The following is a 17,709-nucleotide window of genomic DNA, read 5'->3' on the forward strand; positions in this document are numbered from 1 at the left end:
GTGAAATGCGGGGGAGCCAATGGGCTTCCCCGCCGTCCGTTCAATGGCGATTTTGTTGCCGCCACGCGCCCGGCGTGCTGCCCGTCAAGCCACGAAATGCACGGGTAAAATGGCTCTGGCTGGCAAAGCCCATCTCATCGGAAATCTGTGACACGGTAAGGTCTGTTGCGGTGAGCATATCCTGTGCGCGTTCGATGCGCGCCTTCATCACGTACTGATGGGGCGTGAATTTGGTGGCGCGTTTGAACACGCGGCAAAAATGCGATGGAGTCAGCCCGGTCATGGCCGCCAGCGCTTCAATCGGGTGGTCATCGCCGGGCCTGGCCAAGACCGCGTTCATCACCTGATGCAGCCGATGGGCAGAAAAATCGGACGTGGGAAAGGCGGTGTCATTGGCCGCCAGTGGCCCGCGCAGCATGTGCGCCGTCAGCGCATCGGCAAGGGTGGAAACATAGAGCTTCCGCGCATCATCCTGCGGGGCATAAAGTTCCGCCAGAATTTGCCGGGTCAGCGCCACACCCAGCGGATCGGCAAAGGCAAAGCGCAGGGTGCGGAACTGGTCCGCTGCGGGCGCGCCATGTAAATCGCGCGAGGCGATGGACAGCGTGACCACATCCAGTTCCCCATCCACCAGCCAGCCGCTGGGCCGTCCCGATGGCAGGATGGTGGCGCATCCGGGGATGGAACTCGTCTCGCTCCAGCCTTCATGCAGGCGGGTGCGGACCTGCGGTTTGCCCGCAATATGCACCACAAACGTCGGATCAGGCAGCGCGGGCAGTTCATAAGTGCCCACAAACTGCCGCCAGCGCGACAGCCGCCACGAATTGTCGCGCGCGCCAATCTGCACGTCCGCCCCGCGCCCCAGCGCATCGGCAATGATCTGCTCGTTGGTCCAGGTTTCCGCCATCCCGTCCCTTCCCATCTCCACCGGCTCTTTCAGGCCGGATTCAGCACCACGTCTAAATTCTTCAGCCCGTTGAGGAAGTTCGAGCGAAAGCGCCTTGGCGCGGCGACTACGTCAAAGGATGCTACGCGATCGGCCAGAATGTCAAACGCCACGCGAAGCTGCATTTCGGCAAGGCGCGATCCGACGCAGACATGCTGGCCAAAGCCGAAGCCGACATGGGGGTTGACCTTGCGCGCGATGTCGAACCGTTCAGGCCCGTCGAACGCGGATTCATCGCGGTTGCCGGAAACATACCACAACACCACCTTGTCACCCTTGGCGATGCGTTTGCCGCCCAGTTCGGTATCCTCCATGGCGGTGCGGCGCATGTGCAGCACGGGGCTGGCCCAGCGCACCATTTCGGGCGCGGCGGTTTTCAGCAACGAACGATCATCGCGCAACCGTTGCCACTGTTCCGGGTTTTCGGAAAAGGCGCGGACGGTGTGCGACAGCGAATTGCGCGTCGTTTCGTTCGCGCCCACCAGAACCAAAATCATATTGCCAAGGAAATCACGAAACGGCACCGGTTCGCCGCCCCGTTCCATATTGGCCAACAGCGATGCGATATCATGCGAAGGCTGCGCCCGGCGGGCCTGAAACAGTTCGCCCGCAAAGCCGATGAACGATTCCAGCGTCTTTGCCATCGCTTCCGGACTTTGCCGGAAGTCCGGGTCTTCTTCCCCGACGAAAGCATTGGTCCAGTGATAAAGCTGACGCCACATGTCGGGATCAATGCCCAGCAGTTCGCACAAGGTGAGCAATGGCAACGGCGCGGACAGCAGCGGCACCAGATCGACCGGCTGGCCCAGCGGAATTTCCGCGATCAGGCGTTCAGCCCGATCACGAATGCGCGCCTCGATATCCCCCAGCCGTGCGGGCGATACCGCAGGCATCACATGCTTGCGGTACTGGGTATGCGTGGGCGGATCGCGCGAGATGAAGGCATGGCCGATGGCGCTTTCGCCAGCGCCGATCACGCCCACTTCGTTTTCGTTGAAGATGCGGTGCCCGCCGTTTTCATAAGCGGACGAAAACAGTGCCGGGTTCTTCGACACAGCCACGATGTCAGCGTGGCGGGTCAGCGACCAGAACCCTGCCCCGTCGGTTTCAGCGCTCCAGTGAACCGGATCATCCCGCCGCAACCGGGCGAAGTGGTCCCAAGGGACTCCCGCCTCGTAAAGGCAGGAATCCTTGAGATCGATCTGGGGCAGCGTCGCCATCAGAAATCCACCCGCACCGAGCCGCCGAACGTGCGCGGCAACGATGGCACAAGAAAGTTGTAGGGGAAGCCCGCACCGCGCAGATCAAGACCGTAAACGTAGGTTTTGCGTTCAAACAGGTTGTTCACAAAGCCCTTCAACGTCACGTTACCGGTCTTGAAGGCTGCTGTCAGGTTGACTTTGGCATACCCGCTTTGCTGCAGTTCAGAATTGACCTGACCCGACCCGGCCACGTTCACATCGCCAAAGGGTGAGAAGTACTGTTTGCTGAAATAGGCCACGCTGGGCGAAATCGTCAGCTTGCCCGCAGAGCCATCATACGGTGTCAGATCCATGCCCGCCTGAAGCGTCCATTCAGGCGCGAAGGGCAGCGAATTGCCATTCAGAACCGTGCCTTGCAGGGTCAGCGATTTATAACGGGCGTGAAGGTAACCGACCGAAGCGTTGAGGCTGAGCATCGGCGAAACGCGCGCGCTGGCTTCCAGTTCGCCGCCATAGACTTCAGACTTGGGCGCGTTGACCAGGAACGACACCGGCCCTGCCCGCGTATCCTGCACCTGCTGGTTCTTGTAGTCATAATAGAACGCAGCGCCTGTCAGCGTCAGTACACCGCCATAACGGCCTTTGAAGCCCAGTTCATAGGCATTGACCTTTTCAGGGTCGATATAGCTGATACCGACAGACGAGGTATAACCGCCACCATTGAAAGCGCCCGAACGATAGCCACGGTTATAGCTGGCATAGAGCAGCGTGCCACCAGCGGTTTCATACCCCAGCGCCACGCGGCCCGTCAGCGCGTTATTGCGGCCTTTCAGCCCGAAGCGGGCGTTCGGATCATAAGCGCAAGCGCCGGGAGGGCCAGCGCAGGGAACGGTAGTGGCCAGCGGCACCGGGGTATCGTCCACTCCGCCGAAGAACAGATAGGCGAACCCGTCCTTGTACGTGGCGCGATCCCAAGTGTAGCGCGCGCCCACGGTCAGCGTCAGGGCGTCGGTCAGCTTGTAATCGCCCTGTGCGAACACGGCGGTCGACTGGCGGCGCTGGTTGTAGTGCTGATAGAACCCGCCATCGACGCCCGGCCCCAAGGCGCTGCCGATGTTGAAGCGGTTGTCGGTGACCACACGGTCCCAACCATAGAAAGCGCCCGCGACAAGGCTAAGCATATCGGCCGAATAGTTGAACCGCGCTTCTTCGCTGAACTGGTCGTAATCCGAAATCCAGCGGATTTGCAGGATATCCAGCGGCGAACCATCTGCCGCCTGATCGAGATCCTGCTTGCCACCATCGCGCGAAGTGATCGACGTGAAGGTCAAAGTATCGCTGATTTCATAGGCGATGTTCGCGGAAAAGCCCCAAGCGTCAGTCTTGGAAAGGCCGATGCGGTTTTCGTTGGTTTCAAAAAAGCCCAGACCGCTGCGGAAAGGGGCAAAGCCGTGGATCGCGGTACCAGTGCCCCGGTCACGCCCGGCGTAAGCCTTCAACTTGATATCCAGCGGTCCGTTGCCCGGACGGATACGCAGCATGGCGCGGCCTTGCAGGCTGTCCTGCGCATAGGGATCGCGCGCGCCGGGCGCGGCATTGCGCAACTGACCGTCGCCATTCACCAGATTTCCGGCAATACGAAGACCGACGGCATCATCCACCAGTGTCGTTTCAAGCGCCGCTTGCGCGGTGATGGTATTGAACCGGCCATAGCCTGCTTCGGCATAACCATCAGTGCCTGAAAGCGATGGCGCGCGGGTGATGAAGTTGATCGCACCGCCGGTGGTGTTGCGGCCAAACAGCGTGCCTTGCGGCCCGCGCAGCACTTCCACGCGATCAAGATCGAACAGACCCATCCCGTGCGCGGTGCGATTGGCAAGGTAAACGTCATCCAGATAGACGCCGACCGGCGAGGCCTGATTGGAGTTGTATTCGTTCGCCACCGAAATGCCGCGCAACGAGAAGTTCGGCTGCGTCGATCCGTAAGGGCTGGAGATCTGCAGGTTTGGCACAGCCGATTGAAGGTTGGCCGAATTGCTGATGCCCTTGGTCGCAAGGCTATCCCCGCTGACCGCAGAAATGGCGATGGGCACTTCCAGCACCGATTGTTCGCGGCGCTGTGCGGTGACCACGATTACGCCATCGTCACCCGGTGCGGTTTCCTGCGCCATTGCGCTGACGGGGCAAAGCGCTGTGCCCAAAAGGAACGCGCGCGCTACAAGGTTCTTCATCCATCTCTCTCCCAGGTCGGGCCGGATTTTTCCGGCATTCTCGATGGGACCTGATAGGATGCGCCGCAGCGAAAGGCTTTTCATGTGCTGGCGCAGAAATTTGCATAATCTTGCGCTGTGTAGAGCAGTTCAGGGTATCGAATTTGGCAAAGGTGCAATGGCGATGCGCGACGACTGGAATGATCCCAGCCAAAGCTCACGCCCTGCCAGCGCTACTGCCGAAAGGCCGTTAAAGCCAGCGCGGGGAGTGCCATAGGCGACCGTGCCGATGCGCTCCTTGACCAGATCAACCTGACCCACGATCCAGCCGCGATGGCACAGCATGGGATCGGCCACGCCGTTATCAACCTTGCGCAAACCGCCGCAGGCCGGTTCATCCAACCGCATTCCGGCCAAAAGCAATCTGCCGCCGGACCAATGGATATTATCTGGCATGAAATCAGGCGCATTGATGCGGGCTAGTGGCTCGGCAGTATCCGCGCGATCATAGATGACAACCGCGTGCCAGCCGAAAGCGACGACATAGAATCTGCGCTGATCGGGATCGGTTTCGATGCCGTTGTTGCCGGGAAGATCGGTGCCGGGAAGCAGCGTGAAAGCTGTATCACCCGGTTGCCATTGCCATACCCCGCCCGTCCTGCGCCCCAGCATGAAATCGCCAATCGTGGTGCCGGGGCGCGTCAGCACGGTAACCAGCGCAGTACCATCATCAAACTGGGCGACACTGTTACCCACCTGCCCTTCAGGCATAGGCAGACAGCCGCGCCAGACAAGGCTGGGAGCCACACCTGCCGCTGCCATCACGTCAAACACCTCGATCGTTTCCCGCCCGCCATGGTTCACCACCAGCAGGCGATAGCGCCCCTCACCCGTTTTGCGCAGCGACAGGCCGCGTGTGTTGAACAGAGCGGGATCGACCGGAGCAGGGCAATGCGGAAAGACTTTGTGATTGGGCTGCACTTGCGCTGGAGCAGCGATGAACCAAGGCCTGAAATCGCGGGTGGTGGTATCGACCAGTTTCAGCCCTGCTCCCTGAACAAACCCGCTGGCGATCAACCAGCGGGTGCCGGGAATGGCGACAATATCCTCTGGCTTTTGCGCTCCACACAGATAGGCCAGTTCGCTGTCAGCCTCGCACTGCTGCGATGGGGCCTGCGCCATTGTTGGCGCGCAAAAAGCCATTGCCAGCGGGGCAAGTGCAAGGCGCAGATGGACCATCAATCGCGCGGACGGTTTGCCGCGCGGTTCGGTTCCGCCACCGGAGGGCCAAGACGCGCCATATCGGCAAAGTGGGGCCACGCCACGGCGCTTTGCGTTTCGCCCAACCAGACAAGGCGCGGCTTTTTGGGATCGAACGCGGGCCAGCGGCCAAGACCGGGACTTTGCGGAACGCCGCTGCGGGCGAACGATACGATGGCGGCGGCCATTTCATTTTCCAGCGTCTGGTCCACCAGTTCCCACACGCGCGTCTGGCGGAACAGATTCAGTGCCGGACGAGTGCGCAGCCAATAGGGCACATCGCCGGTGTGATAGGCCCCGACGGTTGCCGGATCGTGGTCGCTGAACGTGATGCCGGGCGCATAAGGCTGACGCCGCGCGAACAGGAAGGCGTATGTGGGCGCAGTGCCATGGCTGTGCTGCGCAGTGGCCCAATCAGCCATTTGCCGCCCCACTGTGCCATCACGGGCAAGGTCTGCCGCTGCCCGCGCCGGAGTTTCGCCACGATAGGCCTTGACCACCTGCGCCGCATTGGCGGAATAGCGCGCCTGCACCGCGCTGGCGAAATCGGCTTCAGTGGCGATGGGGCCGAAGGGGCGGAAACTTTCATCGCGGGTATAGCCGATCAGCACTGGAACATCGGACTGAGCCTTTGCCGCAAAGGCATCTTCGGCGCGCATGGGAATGACGTTACCGTCCTGCACAATGGCATCGCGCCGCGTGGTGGCCGCAGCAATGCGGTCGCCCGGAAGACTGCGCATTTCGGCAAGGGATGCCGCGCCCAGTTCCTTTTGCAAAGCCTGTCCTTGTGCTTCGGCGGTGGCCAATGGCGTCGGGCCGATCATGCCGCCAAAGGCCGACCCGCTCATCGCCACGGCGCGCGCGAACAGGCCTTTAGCGCGTGGCGCGATTTGCAGGAGCGAGACGGACATCGCGCCTGCCGACTGGCCGACGATAGTGACGTTCGCCGGATCGCCACCAAAAGCCTCGATATTATGCTGCACCCATTCCAGCGCAGCAATCTGGTCCATCAGGCCATAATTGCCCGACCCGCCATGGCCGGATTCTGCCGAGAGTTGGGGATGGGCAAGAAAGCCCAAAGCGCCAAGGCGATAAGCGATGTTGACGCGAACGACGCCCTCACTCGCTAGCCCTTCGCCCGAATAGTTGGCCATGGATGCTGAGCCAACATTGAACCCGCCGCCATAGATCCAGACCACAACCGGAGCCTTGGCCGCGCCTTTGGGTGCCCAAATGTTGAGGTAGAGGCAATCTTCGCTGGTGGCTTCGTTGCCAAAGTAGTGGTTCTGGCGCGATCCACGCAACGGTTGCAGGCATTCAGGCGCAAACCTGTCGGCATGAAGCACGCCCTGCCATGGCGTGACCGGCTGCGGGGCTTTCCAGCGCAGATCACGCAAGGGCGGCGCGGCAAAGGGCACGCCGAGCCATGCCGACAGCCCTGATGGCAAAGTGATGCCCTCCACCTGCCCGCCTTCAACCGCAACAGGCTGTGCAAGAACGGGAGTTGATGCACCAAGCAGCAGCGCTGCCAGAACCTTTCGGATCATCGGCGGGGCACTCCCAGCTTTTCATGAAAGAAATCGAACGTCGCGTTCATCGCGGCGAGCGAGGCTTTACGGGTGTCGTCCGCGTTCTTGCCGATGAAGCTGTGATCGGTGGCAGGGTAATAGATTGCCTCTACCGGTACGCCTGCGGCCTTGAATGCGGCTTCGGCCTGCTGTGTCTGCCCCACCGGCACCACTTTATCGTCAATGCCATGGATCAACAGGAACGGCGGGTCTTTGGGATCGAGATAGGTCAGTGGGCTGGCGGCGCGCAGCGTTTCGTCCGCACAGCCCCCTTCCTTGCAACCCATCAGCCGCTGTTCGGCGGAACCGGCAATGCCCTTGCGCGGCAGAGTGGCCATGTCGAAAATGCCATACCAGCTTGCCACGGCCTGCACGCAATGGTCCTGCGCCGATGCCGGGTCGAGGGCAGTTTCACGGCAGGCAAGGCCTGCCATGGCGGCAAGGTGCCCGCCAGCGGAACCGCCGAATACACCCACCCGTTCAGGATCAATGCGGTATTGACCGGCATGTTCGCGCAAAAAGCGCAGCGCGGCATTCACGTCACGGCTTTGCGCAGGGAACGGCGCTTCGCCGGAAAGGCGATATTCGACACTGGCAACGGTGAAGCCTTCGGCAGCGAAGGCGGCCAGCATCTGCGGGAAGTTTTCGAACGCGCCCGATTGCCGGGTGTGGCCGCCCATCCAGCCGCCACCGTGAACATATAGCACCAGCGGATGCGGGCCTTTGCCCTTGGGCACATAGATGTCGACGATCTGTGGGCGGAAGCCGGGCTGGACCTGATAGGTCACATCGCGCCATGCGGTAACGCCCTTGGGAAAGGCGATGGGCTGTTGAGGAAAGCGGTCTTCAAGCTGGGGTTCTGGCCCCACGCCCATAACGCGCGGCGCGGTGACCTTGGGAGCGGCAGCGGCCAACGGCACAGCCGTGATCGCGGCGCAGGCCAGCCATACGGCCATCGACAGTCTGTTCATCATTCCTCTCCGTTTTTATCGTTGCTTGGCGCGCCGTCAGTTGACGCGGAAAAAGCGGATGCGCACCGCGCGTTGCCCATCGGGCAAGGTCACAGGATCCAGCGTGCCAATGAAACAGCCTTGTGAAAGCCAATCGTATTTGCCCAGCGGCGCTTCGAACACAGGATGCGTGCGCACTTGCGCCTTCGGGTCAATCGCGCGGCAACTGACCCCGGTGTTGACCACGTTGATGACCGCGCCATCATCGGTCTTCAGCATGTAATCGGCCTTGATTTGCAGACAGCCATCGGCGCGCCGCAATTGCCCGTCCCAGCCGCCGCCAATGATCGTGCCCTTGATCCCCGGACCTTCGAATGTGCCACCGGTAATCGGCACGATGTTGCGCCCGCCATTGGCAGTGGCACCCACTGCCTGATCGGGACCAAGCCTGACCGTTTCTTCAAACGCGAAGACCAGCGCAGGGTCAGCCGCATGGGCCGAATGGGCCGCAACAGAAAACGCAACAAAGACCAGAAATTTGCGCATCATCATCACCCCGGAAAGTCGTTCTTGTGCCGCGCCTGCGCCGCCAGCCGGATCGGCGCATTGACGGCACCGTAGCCAGCATAGCCATGCCGCTGCACAACTTCGAAAAACACGCGGCGAGCAAACGCCCGGCTATAGAACTGGAAATATTCGGTTTCCGCGCCAGCTTCATCCACAACACGGTCATAGAGCACGTCCAGCGCGGCCATCCTGTCAACCTGCGCTGGATCGATGTCCCAGCGTGCCTCCAGATCGTCGTAATAGTTGCGCGGGATTTCCAGCCGCTCCATCGCGGTATCTTGCGCAGCCTGCGCCACGGCAAACACATTACCGGTGCGGAACGCGATATGCTGCACCCCTGCACCGAAATAATTCTGGATGAACCGCGATGACAGCGACTGGCTGGCCAGCGATCCATTCAGCGTGAAGCGCACCACACCGTCGGCACTTTCCACCGCCTGACTTTGCACCAGCCCCATCGGATCAGCAATCTCAAGCTGCGGCGTCTTAGTCATGTCGAACAGGGAAACGTAGAATAGCAGCCAGCTCAGGAACTCTTCATACTGCATGGTCTGCGCAATATGGTCGACCGCATCGATCAGCGGGGCGTCGATGACAGGTTCCAGCGGATGCGGAAATTCGTGGCGCCACATGGCGTCGCGCGTGGCGGCATCGACGAAATAGACCAGACTGCCGCCTACCCCGCGCACGCTAGGAATTGGCCATTCGTCAGGCGCCACGGCCTGTTCGAAACGCGGAATGTGCAGGAATTCCGCCCGTGCCAGCGCCGCGCCCACGTCATCCACGGCAAGGCCGATGGCGCAAACCGATGCGCCGTGCACCATGTCGAAACTATGAGCCAGACCTTCGGGTTCGCAATTGACCACGATGTTGATTGCCCCCTGTTGCCAGCGGGTCACATCTTTCGACCGGTGGCGCGCGGTGGGACGGAAACCCAGCGGGCGCAACATGCCGCCCAGCAGGTCAGCCTCTTCATGGCTGGCGGCAAATTCGATGAATTCAACACCGCCCGGCTTCACTCGTGGCGGCAGCGCCTCAGCTTCCACCGATGGCTGTGCAATGCCGCCCTGCATCAGCCGCAGCGACCGATACCCATCCAGCGCCACGCCATGCGCAGACCCGGCGCGGAACCGGTCATTGAATATCTCAAGGCTCCAATAGCCCTGATAGCCGATGCGACGGATGGCATCCGCCCAATCGTCCAGCGGGAAGTCCCCCTGGCCCGGCATTGAACGGAAATGGCGGCTCCACTGCAAAAGCTCCATGTCCAGCACCGGCGCATCGGCCACCTGCACAATGAACAGCTTTTCCGGGCGAATATCGCCAATGCTGCTGGACGGCACGCGCCGCGACAGCGAATGGAAGCTGTCGAGCACAAGGCCGATAGCAGCATGATCGACATCGCGCACTATGCTCCACGCATCGCGGTGATCGTTGACATGGCGGCCCCATGCCAGCGCTTCATACCCGATGCGCAAGCCCCGCGCCGCCGCACGCTCGCCCGCCTCGTGCAGGTCGGCAATGGTGCGGGCGCGGTCAGCATCGGCCAATGGGGAGCAGCTTGAACAGACCAGAAGCAGGTCGGTGCCCAGCTCCTCCATTACGTCGAACTTGCGCTCCAGCCGGTCGAACGCCCGCTGCCGCTGCACCGGGGGCAGGCCCTCCAAATCGCGGAAGGGCTGAAACATGGTACAGGCAAGGCCAAGATCGGCCATCCGTGCGCCAATTTCGCGCGCGGACATGTGGGTTGAAAGCAGGTCGTTCTCGAACACTTCGGCCCCATCGAAACCGGCGTCCGCAATTGCCTGCAGCTTGGCGTCCAGCGTGCCGCTGATCGACACCGTGGCAATCGAGGTTTTCATCACCTGACTCCGGCTCCCGCACCCGGCTTTTACTGACCGGTGTTGACAAAAGGATGAAATGTTAGGAACTAGTTCGTTACATAAATGCACTTCGGGCGCAAGGGGATGAATCGTGAAAGGGCAGGCTGATGCGCTGGGCAAGATGCGGGAAATTCCCGCACGGCCGCGCGCGGCGTGCAGACCCGGCGAAAAAATGCCGCTAAGGCAAGGTTCGGCATCCGCCCTGCCCGGCGCAGACGTGGTGTCCCGGTCAATTGTCCCGAAGGAAGCGCCCTTGCCCTCTACCGTGCCCGAACCCGAAACCGAAGGCCAGACAACCGGAAAGCCCGCCCGCCGCAGCCGCGCCGAAAGCCGCGAACAAGCGATGAACCAGATCATCGACATCGCCACCGGCGAATTCGTGGAAAAAGGATTGGCAGGCGCGCGGATTGACGAGATTGCAGGCAAGGCGACCAAGCGCAAAATCTACTATTATTTCGAAGGCAAGGACGAGCTTTACCGCGCCGTGCTGCAACGCGCCTATGCCCGCGTGCGGGAAAGCGAAGCGCAAGTGGATATCGACAGCGGCAGCGCGGTAGACGCTCTGCGCCGCCTGATCGAACATGACGTGCACTACCACGCGCGCCACCCGGAACTGGTGCGGCTGGTGATGAACGAGAACATCCATCGCGCCGATCATCTGAAGCAGATCGAAGGTCTGCCGTCGGGCAACAAGATCGTGATCGACCTGCTGACGCGCATCATCGCGCGCGGTGAGGCCGAAGGCAGTTTTCGCCCCGGCATCGACCCTGTCGAACTGCATATGAGCATGTCCGCGCTCAGTTTTTATAACGTATCCAACCAGTTCACCTTCGCGCACAACTTTGGGGTGGACATGACCAGCCCCGAAGCGGTGACGCGCAGGGCGAGCCAGGTTGCCGACATTATCCTGGCCTGGGTGACCAAGAAGGACTGACCGCAACGCGCGGGGGAGCATCACCCCCGCGAGACGGGCAGTCATTGGTGTCTCCGACCGGGACACAAGGAGAGGGAATAATGGCTGCACCGATCACCGCATCTGACGATGCCGGTCCTGAACACGCGAACTGGACGCGCAAGACCCTTGCCATCGTGGCGCTGTGTTTTGCCATCAACATGGCTGATGGCGTGGACGTGACGATCCTGTCGTTCATAGCGCCCCGGCTTCAGGCCGAATGGAATATCGGCCCGGACGTGATGGGCAACCTGTTCAGCGCCGGGCTGATCGGCATGGCCATTGGCGGCATGCTGATCGCACCGATGGCTGATCGGGTGGGGCGGCGCGCGGTGATTCTGGCCGCGCTGGCGTTGATGTCAGTGGGCATGGTGGCCAGCAGCTTTGCTGGCAGCGTTACCGTGCTGTTTGCGATGCGGGTGGTGGTCGGCGCGGGCATTGGTACCGTGCTCGCGGCGATGGCTGCACTGGCCGCCGAAAGCGCGCCCGCCCGCCATCGCAACCTTGCCGTGGGGGTGGTGCAGGCAGGCTATCCCTTCGCCGCTGTGTTCACCGGACTGATCGTGGCAAAGCAATTGCCGGTGCATGGCTGGCAGGCGATGCTGCTGGGCGCGGCGCTACTGACGATCGTGCTGTTTCCTGCAGCGTGGGCCGTGCTGCCAGCGGGCAAGCCTGCCCCCGGCAACAGTGAAGGCGGCAAGGTAGGCATGTTGTTTGCCCCTGCCCTGCGCGCGCGCACAATTGCGCTGTGGGGTGCGGTGTTTTTTGGCCTGATGGTACTCTATTTCATCGTAAGCTGGATTCCCAAGCTGTCGATCGCGGCCGGTCTTTCAGAAACGAACGGTATCTATGCAGGCGCGCTGTATAACCTTGGCGCGTTCGTGGGCACCATGGGAATGAGCGTGCTGGCGCTGCGGGTGCCGCTGGGCCGTCTTGTGCCTACCATGCTGCTGCTGGCTGGCGCTGCCATGCTGGTGTTCGGATCGGTGACCATGCCGGTTTGGCTGACGCTGCTGGTCGCCTTCCTGATCGGTGTTTTGCTGCAGGGCGGATACAACGGGGTCTGGCCGATTGCGGCGGGTGCCTATCCAGCGGAAATCCGTGCGACAGGCGTGGGCTGGGCGATTGGCGTGGGCCGTGGCGGCGCGGTGGTCGGCCCTATGCTGGGCGGATACCTGATGGCCGCAAATGCCGCGCTTCCCCTGCTGTTTGCCGCCTATTGCCTGCCTCTGGTGATCTGCGCATTCAGCGCGGTCATGGTGGAGCGCAACAAAGTGTTACCATCCAGTAACAACTAATTTGACAGGAACTGGTTCGTAACATAAATGAACCTCGTAACCGGCGACTCAAGCCGGTGTGGAGGAGGATGACTATGCATTTGAGGGGCACTCGCCTTGCATTTTCCGCGTCGCTGCTGTCGGTAAGCATTGCGCTTGCCGCACCGGCTTTCGCGCAGGATGCAGCCGCACAACAGGCAACCGACGCAGGCGAAACCGCCGCTGTCGATGACCGCGAAATCATCGTTACCGGCTCGCTGATCCAGCGCCCGAACAACACCGCCGTCAGCCCGATTGTCAGCGTGGGCGAAACCGCCATCCGCGAAACCGGGCAGGCCAACCTTCAGGACGCGCTGAACCAGTTCCCCAGCTTTACCACCGCAGGCAACGCCAACACCGGTGGTCAGGGGACTGGCGGACGCGCCTCGGTCAACCTTCATGGCCTTGGCACCAACCGCAACCTTGTGTTGCTGGATGGCAAGCGCCTGCCGCTGTCGGACATCAACGGTAACGTCGACATCAACATCCTGCCCGATTCCATTATGGGCGGCGTTGACGTCATCACGGGCGGCGCCTCGGCCATCTATGGTTCGGACGCAATTTCAGGCGTGGTCAACTTCAAGACACTGCGCGCCTTCGATGGCGTGCGGATGGACATGCAGAACTCCATCAGCGAACGCGGCGATGGCTACAAGTTCAACGGCTCGCTCGCCTTTGGCAGCGGCTTTGCACAAGATCGCGGCCATGTAATCGCGGCGTTCAGCTATGCCCAACAGGATTCGATCAACGGCAGCAAGCGCGACTTCTTCTTTGACAAGACGCCTTCGTCGTTCATTGGCACAGGCACCTTCGTTCCCAGCGCCACAAATGCACCGACGCTGGCCGCCGTCAACGGCATATTCGCAGGCTATGGTGTGACGGGCATGCCCGCCACAGCCAACCTGCTGAACCTTGGCTTCAATAACGACGGCACGCTGTTCACCCAGACCGGCGCGCGCAATTACAAGGGTGCGAACGGCAGCAACGGCTACCTTGTCGTCGGCAACAACGTGCGTATGCCGGTCGGTCAGCAGATCGACTTTGCCAACGCGCTGAAGCGCAAGACCGCGTTCATCAAGGCCGATTACGATCTCACCCCATCGCTGACCGCCTATGGCCAGTTCATGTATGTCGATCTTTCAGTCCACACTGCGTCGGGTGGCAGCCTTACCCAGTTCGGCACGCTGACCACCATACCGGTTACCAACCCTTTCATCCCTGCTGATTTGAGCACGGTTCTGGCATCGCGCCCGAACCCCAACGCACCGTTCACCTGGAACGGTCGTTATGTCGGCGTGCCTTACAAGAACTGGGACGAAAACTACGTCGTCGAACAGTACATGGCGGGCCTCAAGGGTGACATTACCGATGGCTGGTCGTTCGATTTCTATGCCTCGTATGACCAATCGGTCCACGATCAGCAGCTGAACGATGCCGTGGTAAAAAGCCGCGTGCAGACGCTGCTCAATGCGGCTGATGGCGGCAAATCCATCTGCGCTGGCGGGTTCAATCCTTTTGGCGATGCCAATGCACGCGCACTGTCACCGGCCTGCGTTGCCTACATCACCAAAAGCGCCTTCTCGAAGGAAAAACTCAGCCAGACGCAGGCGCAACTTCAGGTCAACGGCAAACTGTTCGACCTTGGCGCTGGCCCTGCCCAGATCGCGCTGGTTGCAGGCTATCGCAAGAACAGCTTCAACTACACGCCAGACAGCGATCTTGCCGCACAGAACATCGAAGCCGTCATCGCCTCGCAGGCCGCATCGGGTCGCATTTCGGTCAAGGAATTCGCCGCACAGGTCGATATTCCGTTGCTGGCCGACAAACCGTTCGTGCGTGAACTGGGTATCGGTGGCGCGGTGCGCTTCTCCGACTATTCGGTCACCGGCGCGGTCACCAGCTATGAAATTGACGCCCGCTGGAAGCCTGTCGACGCCTTGCTGATCCGTGGCAGCTATCAGCGCGCGGTGCGTGCGCCCAACATCGGCGAACTGTTCTCGCCGCAGCAAGGCACGCAGCTTGTCATCGGCACGCCACCTTCGGCGCTGGGCGATCCGTGTGACGTGCGCTCAAACGCCCGCACAGGTGCCAATGGCGCGCAAGTTGCCGCGCTGTGTGTGGCACAAGGCATCCCGCAGGCAGCGATTTCCAGCTACACCTTCCCCACCACGGCAACCGGCCAGCTTGTTTCGGGCAACACCAACCTTACGCCCGAACGCGCTGACACGTTCAACGTCGGCTTCGTGCTGAACTCGCCGATCCAAAGCGGGCTGTTCTCCGACCTCACTCTGTCGGTCGACTACTACAACATCTCGGTCAAGAACGTGATCTCGACGGTGCCCGGCCTGACCGTGTTGTCCAAGTGCTTCAACCTTGACGGGTCGAACCCCACCTATGACGCCAGCAACCTGTACTGCGGACTGATGGTGCGCGACAACGGCGGGCAGTTGACCACGGTGGCGACGCCTTACCTCAACCTTGGCGCGGTCAAGACCGATGGCGTCGAAGCACAGGTGAACTGGACCGTTCCGGCCAGCTTCCTGGGCGGAGAAAGCAGCCGCCTGTTCGTAAATTCCGCTGTGGGTTGGCTCAACAAGTACAAACTGCAACTGCTGCCGGGCGCGGCTTATCTTGATTACACCGGTATCAGCAACGGTGCCGCTGGCGTCAGCAGCCTGCCCCCGCGCGCCACGCCCAAGTGGAAGGCCGTTACCAGCTTCGGTTACCGTTCCGACGGCGGTACGCTGGGCCTGCGCTGGCGCTATCAAAGCGCGATGAAGGACACGACTTCGGTCCTTACCCCTGCCACCGCACAAGTCGGCGTGGGCGCCTATGCGCTGTGGGACATGTTCAGCACGATCAAAGTCGGCAAGCAGTTCGAAATCCGCGCGGGCGTCAACAACCTGTTCGACAAGGGCCTGCCCTTCGTCGCCAGTTCGCAGAACGGGACTGATGTTGCGCTCTACGATCCGGTCGGGCGGTCATTCTACCTCGGCGCTCGTGTAAACTTCTGATCCACCCTATGTCCCGGCACCGCACCACGGTGCCGGGATCTTTTTGGCAAAGGCCGCAATGATCCGCTCTGGTCTTCTTGGACGCTCCATTCTCGCATCACGTTCTCCTGAACTGCATGAGAAGGAAGCGCAGGCTTTGGGCCTGGACCTCAGCTATGAACTGTTCGATTTCACCGCGCGCAGCCTTACTGACGATGATCTGGCCCTGACGATGGCTGGTCTTGTCGAACAAGGATTCAGCGGCTTCAACGTCACCTACCCGTTCAAGCAAGCAATCATTCCGCTGCTGGATGAACTGGACGAAAGCGCCGCCGCCGTGGGCGCGGTCAATACCGTAGCGATACGGGACGGCAGGCTGATCGGCTTCAACACCGACATGACCGGCTTTCGCGGTTCGCTGATGGATGGGCTGCCCGGTGCAGCGCTTGATCGTGTAATTCAGCTTGGCGCAGGCGGCGCAGGCGCGGCCGTGGCGACTGCACTGCTATCGCTGAATGTCAAAACTCTGGTGCTGGTCGATGTGGATGCAGCGCGGGCCAGTGCGCTTGCCGCAGACCTGATCGAGCGATTTCCGGCCGCAGCGGTCGTGCCCTGCATGCCCGACCAGCTTGATACCAGCAATGCAAATGGCATCGTCAACGCGACCCCAATCGGCATGAACGGAAAACCCGGCATGCCCCTGCCCTCCAGTGCGATAGAAACACGCCACTGGGTAGCAGACATCATCTATTTCCCCCCTGAAACCGAGCTTCTTCGGGTCGCAAAATCGAAGCAGTGCCGGACCATCAACGGGGTCGGCATGGTCGTGGGGCAAGCCGCACGCGCGTTTGAGATTATCACCGGTTGCCCGGCAGACGCAGCACGCATGCTGCAAAGTCTGGACTGACGCTAATCCCGGCCTACAATTTATACGCATCCCTGCTTCTGTGAGTAACGCCCGCACGAAGATGCGGCGAAGTGGCTATCAGCGCGCGACCACCTTGCCTTCCGACATTTCGGTTGCGTCAATTTTTGCCCGTTCGGTGTCAGGTCCGCCACCCACAGAACCATCGTTGAAAAAATTCAGCGGTTCATTGGCCGCCGCGCTAAAATGCGGCCATGGCGCCAGTCCGGAATCACTGGGGTTGGCACGGAATCTTAACAGGATCGATCGACGGGTCGAAACCGCCAACCTTTTTTCGGATTGCTACGTGCTTGCCAGCAAGGCCGATCAGGAAAGAGTCGTAAAACTTCTGGCCGATCTGCTTTATCAACGCTTGGTCATCCAACCCCCGAATGGCAGACGTAGCGTCCATTTTTCTTTCGCGGTGCAATCCCGAACTGATCGAGAAACACCGGGTGAACAACTTGGCACAGCTCATTTCAAGCGAATTTGGCAATGAGACGGCCGAACGGATGGCAGTGCCGATCCAAACCACAGCATATGTGCTGAACCGGGTGGAAAATCACGAAAATTACGTGACTTCCGTAAGCCAAATGGTGCTGTCTCGGACTTGGCGAATGACAAATCACCTCGAACAAATCCGTTACTATGGAAGCTCACAAAAGGCGGTCTATGCGATCGTTCGACACGTCGGTGAAAGAGGAGCACGCGCCCAGTTGATTGCCCAGGATCTCGCGCGTCTGATCGCGATCAGGGACAATATCGCCAAAGACCATCACACTGAAGCAATGGTAACGCAGTTGTCTGAACGGATACTTGACTCACTCATCGCTATGCAGCTCCAACGTGCAGTGCTGAATTCGGCAAGGGGGCGCCTCAAGCTCTGATTGTGCAGCCCGGCGGCTACGAAAATATGGTCTCCGAAGGGTTCACTTGGCGGCGATCATGTCAATCGCGA

General features: G+C 60.9%; 14 protein-coding genes. 6 read left to right on the forward strand and 8 right to left on the reverse strand.

Annotated elements, in window-relative coordinates:
* Positions 1 to 40: 40 nt before the first annotated feature.
* The 8 genes from OVA07_RS13845 to OVA07_RS13880 all read right to left on the reverse strand — a co-directional run bounded on the left by OVA07_RS13845 (position 41) and on the right by OVA07_RS13880 (position 10,565).
* Entirely contained in the window at positions 41 to 907 is an 867-nt protein-coding gene (locus OVA07_RS13845) for a helix-turn-helix domain-containing protein (protein ID WP_268172050.1), read from the reverse strand.
* A 29-nt stretch (positions 908 to 936) separates the two neighbouring features.
* Positions 937 to 2,166 carry a cytochrome P450 gene (locus OVA07_RS13850; RefSeq protein ID WP_268172051.1) on the reverse strand — a complete coding sequence of 410 codons (1,230 nt, stop codon included), beginning with the start codon at positions 2,164 to 2,166 and terminating at the stop codon, positions 937 to 939.
* The gene (locus OVA07_RS13855; RefSeq protein WP_268172052.1) at positions 2,166 to 4,379 is read right to left on the reverse strand and encodes a TonB-dependent receptor; all 2,214 of its coding nucleotides are present in this window, start codon (positions 4,377 to 4,379) and stop codon (positions 2,166 to 2,168) included. The genes OVA07_RS13850 and OVA07_RS13855 overlap by 1 nt, the downstream gene beginning before the upstream one ends.
* Positions 4,380 to 4,508: 129 nt before the next feature.
* The gene (locus OVA07_RS13860) at positions 4,509 to 5,540 is read right to left on the reverse strand and encodes a hypothetical protein (protein WP_268172053.1); all 1,032 of its coding nucleotides are present in this window, start codon (positions 5,538 to 5,540) and stop codon (positions 4,509 to 4,511) included.
* 56 nt (positions 5,541 to 5,596) lie between these two features.
* Positions 5,597 to 7,165, reverse strand: a complete 1,569-nt coding sequence (locus OVA07_RS13865) for a carboxylesterase/lipase family protein (protein ID WP_268172054.1) — start codon at positions 7,163 to 7,165, stop codon at positions 5,597 to 5,599.
* On the reverse strand, positions 7,162 to 8,160 hold the full coding sequence (locus OVA07_RS13870) for an alpha/beta hydrolase (protein WP_268172055.1): 999 nt from the start codon (positions 8,158 to 8,160) through the stop codon (positions 7,162 to 7,164). The genes OVA07_RS13865 and OVA07_RS13870 overlap by 4 nt, the downstream gene beginning before the upstream one ends.
* A gap of 33 nt (positions 8,161 to 8,193) precedes the next feature.
* Positions 8,194 to 8,688 (reverse strand): DUF3237 domain-containing protein, encoded by a 495-nt coding sequence (locus tag OVA07_RS13875; RefSeq protein WP_268172056.1) that lies wholly within the window; start codon positions 8,686 to 8,688, stop codon positions 8,194 to 8,196.
* A complete protein-coding gene (locus OVA07_RS13880; protein WP_268172057.1) occupies positions 8,688 to 10,565 on the reverse strand; it encodes a bifunctional sugar phosphate isomerase/epimerase/4-hydroxyphenylpyruvate dioxygenase family protein in 1,878 nt (625 codons plus the stop codon). Before OVA07_RS13880 ends, OVA07_RS13875 begins: the two co-directional genes overlap by 1 nt.
* A gap of 112 nt (positions 10,566 to 10,677) precedes the next feature.
* On the opposite strand from OVA07_RS13880, the gene OVA07_RS13885 reads away from it, so the two are divergent.
* From OVA07_RS13885 to OVA07_RS13910, 6 genes are all read left to right on the forward strand, one after another.
* Positions 10,678 to 11,520 carry a TetR/AcrR family transcriptional regulator gene (locus OVA07_RS13885; RefSeq protein ID WP_268172059.1) on the forward strand — a complete coding sequence of 281 codons (843 nt, stop codon included), beginning with the start codon at positions 10,678 to 10,680 and terminating at the stop codon, positions 11,518 to 11,520.
* 80 nt (positions 11,521 to 11,600) lie between these two features.
* Entirely contained in the window at positions 11,601 to 12,836 is a 1,236-nt protein-coding gene (locus OVA07_RS13890; protein WP_268172060.1) for an MFS transporter, read from the forward strand.
* Between the two features lie 74 nt (positions 12,837 to 12,910).
* Positions 12,911 to 15,868, forward strand: coding sequence for a TonB-dependent receptor domain-containing protein (locus tag OVA07_RS13895; protein WP_268172061.1), 2,958 nt, complete (start codon positions 12,911 to 12,913; stop codon positions 15,866 to 15,868).
* Positions 15,869 to 15,926: 58 nt separating this feature from the next.
* Positions 15,927 to 16,754, forward strand: a complete 828-nt coding sequence (locus OVA07_RS13900) for a shikimate dehydrogenase (RefSeq protein ID WP_268172063.1) — start codon at positions 15,927 to 15,929, stop codon at positions 16,752 to 16,754.
* 166 nt (positions 16,755 to 16,920) lie between these two features.
* Positions 16,921 to 17,250 carry a hypothetical protein gene (locus tag OVA07_RS13905; protein ID WP_268172064.1) on the forward strand — a complete coding sequence of 110 codons (330 nt, stop codon included), beginning with the start codon at positions 16,921 to 16,923 and terminating at the stop codon, positions 17,248 to 17,250.
* Positions 17,216 to 17,638, forward strand: a complete 423-nt coding sequence (locus OVA07_RS13910) for a hypothetical protein (RefSeq protein WP_268172065.1) — start codon at positions 17,216 to 17,218, stop codon at positions 17,636 to 17,638. Before OVA07_RS13905 ends, OVA07_RS13910 begins: the two co-directional genes overlap by 35 nt.
* Positions 17,639 to 17,709 lie beyond the last annotated feature (71 nt).

Origin of the sequence: Novosphingobium sp. SL115 (genome assembly GCF_026672515.1) — a bacterium.
Classification (GTDB): domain Bacteria; phylum Pseudomonadota; class Alphaproteobacteria; order Sphingomonadales; family Sphingomonadaceae; genus Novosphingobium.